This is a genomic window from Anaplasma phagocytophilum, from assembly GCF_023476575.1.
GTDB lineage: Bacteria > Pseudomonadota > Alphaproteobacteria > Rickettsiales > Anaplasmataceae > Anaplasma > Anaplasma phagocytophilum_A.
In genome coordinates, this window is sequence record NZ_JAHLEX010000096.1 from 1 (window position 1) to 4168 (window position 4168).

Sequence of the window (4168 nt, forward strand, 5' to 3'; positions counted from 1 at the left end):
CGAGAGAGTCAGAGCACCACATATCGCGACAAACACATTCCAATAGAATGCTAATGAGCTTGCATTACAACAGGAGTCATAGACGAAAAAATCACTCCACGAGACAAGAATCGCTATACACCGCACTCTTAAATACGTAACAGGGCTTAATAATAACCAGAGTCAAGCCAGTAATACATGATTCACTAATGAAGCTTTTTAGACACAACACTATCCTGCTCCGAAGCACTAACAGCCTCTCCTCCAGCACCTACCTTGCCATTTTCAAACTCCTCTTTCATCAGAGTAAATGCAGCACTAGCCGCAGTCTCCACAGCAGATACACGCAAAGCCCTAATAAAGCTCTCTATCCTGAGCTCAAGCTTACCGGTCGCTACATGAATATAATCCTCCAATAGGGCTTCTATCTCCCTCTTTCCCTTCTCCAGGATGTCCTGACACCGTTCTTCCGTTTCCCGGATCATTTCAGCAATGACCCGATCCACCTCTACATCTCCATGCGACGCACCAGATACCAAAGCATCTAACTTACCCGCTAACGTCACCGACCTCCGAACTGGCCCCTCTACCCCACAAGCACGCTTAGCAAGAAACCTTTTTGTGAATTTACGCACCGGATTAAAAGCCAATGCAAACCCCACACAAAAGGCAAGATCCACAATTATGTGCGCATTTATCATAACCTCTTCCCGTATATTCTCGTCACTAACTCCCTTAGTCTACTCTTTTTGACCCTTCCAACACCACTGACTTTCGCGTAATACATCGATGCAACATCAATAGACAACGAAATCAATTCTTCCTTCTTTTCGCGCTTAAGAGATTCCAATCGCTCATCAACCTCAGCGAGCATCTCGTCGACCCCTGATTTCAAGAGCTCTTTAGCTAACTCAACAGCATTTCCAAGATCAATAACCACCTTCTGCTCCAGGTCTCGAGCGCGCCGCTGCGCAGCCTCGAGCACTACCATCTGCTTTACAAGCTTATCTTGAAGAAAATCACAAGACTCAAGAGAGATACCAAGAGCGCTATTATGCTCCACCAACCTACTACTGACAATAGACTCGACCTTCGGAACAACAACACACCTTACCACAACATACAGCAGCAGGAACGAACAAACAAACCAAAAAATCTGCGAAGGATAGACCGAAAAATCTAGCTGCGGTACCACATCCATGACTAACTAGCCAGCAACAAATATCAACAATAAGGCAAGAAGGAAGGAGAACAGCCCCATAGCCTCCACTAGCGCAGCGCCAGTATAAACATACTTTTTGAGCTTTTCTTCCGTTTCCGGGTTACGCGCAATACCATTAAGCATAGCAGAGAAAACGGCAGCTACACCCAAAGCAGACGCCACCATACCAAGAACGCTCAACCCCACAGCCAAAAACCTAAGTGAGTCCATAACCACCACCAGTGCAAATTTCAACCTTATGAATTATAAGAACTAGCTATGTGAAGTCAATTAGTAATTACCCCCTCACCCCAATTAGAACCCAAGAAACACAGCCCATACCAAGATTTTAAAATTACAAGCCACCTAAAACACACCTCAAGTATCTCCTGCCAGCTGACAGTGAATTTATTCTACCCAGGATCTACATTTTCCCTAATGTCCTGCAACTGCATCAGAAAGGTATACAGTAGTCAAGACCGTAAATATATATGCTTGCAGAATTGCAACAAAAATCTCAAATGCTATCAGTACCATTATGAACGCAAACGGCAGTGGCGCTAACACCGGATGCATTTTTAGAACAAATTCTGCAATAACTGCAATAATAGTGTGACCAGCAATCATATTGGCAGCTAACCGTATAGCCAAACTCACAGGCCTAGCCAAATACGCAAACAGCTTTATAAATACCATCATAGGCGCCAACCACAAGGGAGTACCCTCTGGAAGAAAAATCCTCAAAAAATGCAACCCTTGGTGATTAAACCCAAGCACCGTCACGCCTGCACAAACAACAACAGCTAAGGCCAACGTAACAGAGACATGACTTGTTGCTGTAAAACCGAGTGGCAGAATGCCTATAAGATTACACGCCAACACAAATAAAAATATGCTAAGAACAAAGGGTATATACCGTAGACCACCAACCCCCGCATTACTCTCCACAGCACCCACAACAAAGTTGTAAATCAACTCAACTGCAGTATGCGACATACTCGTAGAACCATCAGTCCTCTTACGTAGTGCACAACACATCAGCACCGCGGCAACCAGCGATGCCAGCATCATAAAAAGCGCGCAATTAGTAAAGCTTATATCCATTCCGAACGGCATTGGAATCTCAAGCAACCTAACCACTTTAAACTGCTCTAGCGGATTCAAGATATATCCAAAATTACTGTACCATGTGCTACAGTATCGTGCAGAACAAATTTGTAGTCAATCAGGTTGTGAGTGTTTTCGTAGCATCATTAAGTAAAGATACTTGTACCTGTCTTGCTGCTTTGGGATGCAGGATATATTCAACAAAAAAAACAAGAGATAGTAACAATACATCCAGTGATACCCTACACAAGTTTGCCATTACTCCGGGTCACATGTATACTATAGGCATCGAGCTTAGTTATTTGCTATGACTACTCAGTTTCTTGATGCGGCCTTGCCCATAATCCATTCTGCGGGATACTATGAGATTTCCAAGTACATTACTAATTCCATATACGTTGATAGCGGCATACTATCAGATCTTCCAGATATTGCCTCTAAGTATGCGGGACGCGGATTTATAGTGGCAGATTCAAACACTGCGGCTCTGTTAAACAAAGAGGTACTGCAACACTTTGACTCCTATGTCATTCAAGAAGAATATTACGCCTCTGAAAAATTGGTTGATGACATAAAAAATGCTTCAAAGGATGCGGATTTTCTGATCGCCTTAGGCAGCGGCTCTATAAACGACATCTGTAAATACGTAAGTTTCATTACCAGCAAGGAGTATATTTCATTTCCTACGGCGCCATCAATGAATGGGTATACATCGGCAAACGCTTCTATCACTATGGGTAATGGAATAAAAAAATCACTTTCAGCAAAGTTGCCTAAAGCAATTTATATAGACGTTGACGTGCTCACTAATGCACCTCAAAGGATGATAAATAGCGGATTTGCCGATTTTATATGTCGATCAACTGCTCGTGCTGATTGGCTTATCTCAAGCATATTGATAGGAACATCATACAATGAGTTGCCATTTCTTATTACTGAGGACAGCTCGCAAGAGTTATTGGAGAATTACCGGGGATTAAAGCTCAGAGACAGCGCCACAATAATGGTACTAATGCAGGCTTTGATATTATCGGGAATAGGTATGCTAATAGTGGGCAGCAGCCAACCTGCTAGTCAAGGCGAGCACATTATAGCAGGAGTGACAGAGCTGTTAGACAAGCACAACTTTCTACACGGGGAGAGAATAGGAGTCTCTACTTTGTGCATGGCCAGGCTACAGCATAGTATATGCAACGGTCATAGGCCCTTTTTAAGACCCACCCCATTGGATAAAAATACTTTACTGCAGCACTTTGCCCAACACTATGTACATGAATTCTATAAGACGCTATCAAAGAAGTGGATAGACGCGGAAAAAGCAGAATACCTCAACCACATAATGGAGCAGCAGTGGTGTAAGATTTCAGCAATGGTTCAAGGCAAAGTAATAGACCATGTACACTTATACAGCATACTAGGATACTTGGAAGCCCCGACAAAACCAGAACATGTTGGGTGGTCTACGGAGCAATACTACTCAATCGCTAATATGGCTTTTGCTACCAGGGACAGGTTCACATTTCTGGACGTAGCCTACCATGCGGGAATATCAATCTCTTAGGTTCTGATAACTCAAGCCAGCCTTTAACCTATAAGCAAGCTTAGGAGTGATGTGACCATCAACAACGCCAACGAAGTTACCACCTAGACCAACACAAGCATAAGGAACAACACCTAAACCTTCACTAAGAAGATCATAACAAGCATTGACCATGACTGAAGTAGAAGAAACCGCCCTAATCTCAACAACTTCTCCACCTTCAATAGTTTTAGCTAGTAACCCAGCTACTATGGTTTTTTCTTCAGGAGTGAGTTCCTTGACTATGTCTTTAGCTACCGCTGTGGCGTTGCTATTAGTAGGGCCTATCTTGGCAGCTGTTG

6 protein-coding genes are annotated in these 4168 nt (G+C 43.3%); 1 reads left to right on the forward strand and 5 read right to left on the reverse strand.

Annotated features, from left to right (window positions below; all coding sequences use genetic code 11):
• Positions 1–185: 185 nt before the first annotated feature.
• The 4 genes from KPX09_RS04525 to KPX09_RS04540 form a co-directional block, all read right to left on the reverse strand.
• On the reverse strand, positions 186–629 hold the full coding sequence (locus KPX09_RS04525; protein ID WP_249549188.1) for a hypothetical protein: 444 nt from the start codon (positions 627–629) through the stop codon (positions 186–188).
• A gap of 47 nt (positions 630–676) precedes the next feature.
• Positions 677–1174, reverse strand: a complete 498-nt coding sequence (locus KPX09_RS04530; RefSeq protein WP_249549189.1) for a hypothetical protein — start codon at positions 1172–1174, stop codon at positions 677–679.
• A gap of 12 nt (positions 1175–1186) precedes the next feature.
• On the reverse strand, positions 1187–1411 hold the full coding sequence (locus tag KPX09_RS04535) for a F0F1 ATP synthase subunit C (RefSeq protein ID WP_011451232.1): 225 nt from the start codon (positions 1409–1411) through the stop codon (positions 1187–1189).
• 204 nt (positions 1412–1615) lie between these two features.
• A complete protein-coding gene (locus KPX09_RS04540) occupies positions 1616–2344 on the reverse strand; it encodes a F0F1 ATP synthase subunit A (protein ID WP_275973664.1) in 729 nt (242 codons plus the stop codon).
• Between the two features lie 250 nt (positions 2345–2594).
• On the opposite strand from KPX09_RS04540, the gene KPX09_RS04545 reads away from it, so the two are divergent.
• Positions 2595–3848 carry an iron-containing alcohol dehydrogenase gene (locus KPX09_RS04545; protein WP_249549190.1) on the forward strand — a complete coding sequence of 418 codons (1254 nt, stop codon included), beginning with the start codon at positions 2595–2597 and terminating at the stop codon, positions 3846–3848.
• Here the strand turns inward: KPX09_RS04545 and KPX09_RS04550 are convergent.
• On the reverse strand, positions 3837–4168 hold a 332-nt coding region (locus KPX09_RS04550), incomplete at its 5' end, for a P44/Msp2 family outer membrane protein (RefSeq protein ID WP_275973665.1). The genes KPX09_RS04545 and KPX09_RS04550 overlap by 12 nt on opposite strands.

What these genes read in the sequence shown, in the direction of transcription:
- KPX09_RS04535 (WP_011451232.1), bottom strand. Translation starts at nt 1,411, where the DNA reads ATGGACTCACTTAGGTTTTTGGCTGTGGGGTTGAGCGTTCTTGGTATG.
- KPX09_RS04545 (WP_249549190.1), top strand. Translation starts at nt 2,595, where the DNA reads ATGACTACTCAGTTTCTTGATGCGGCCTTGCCCATAATCCATTCTGCG.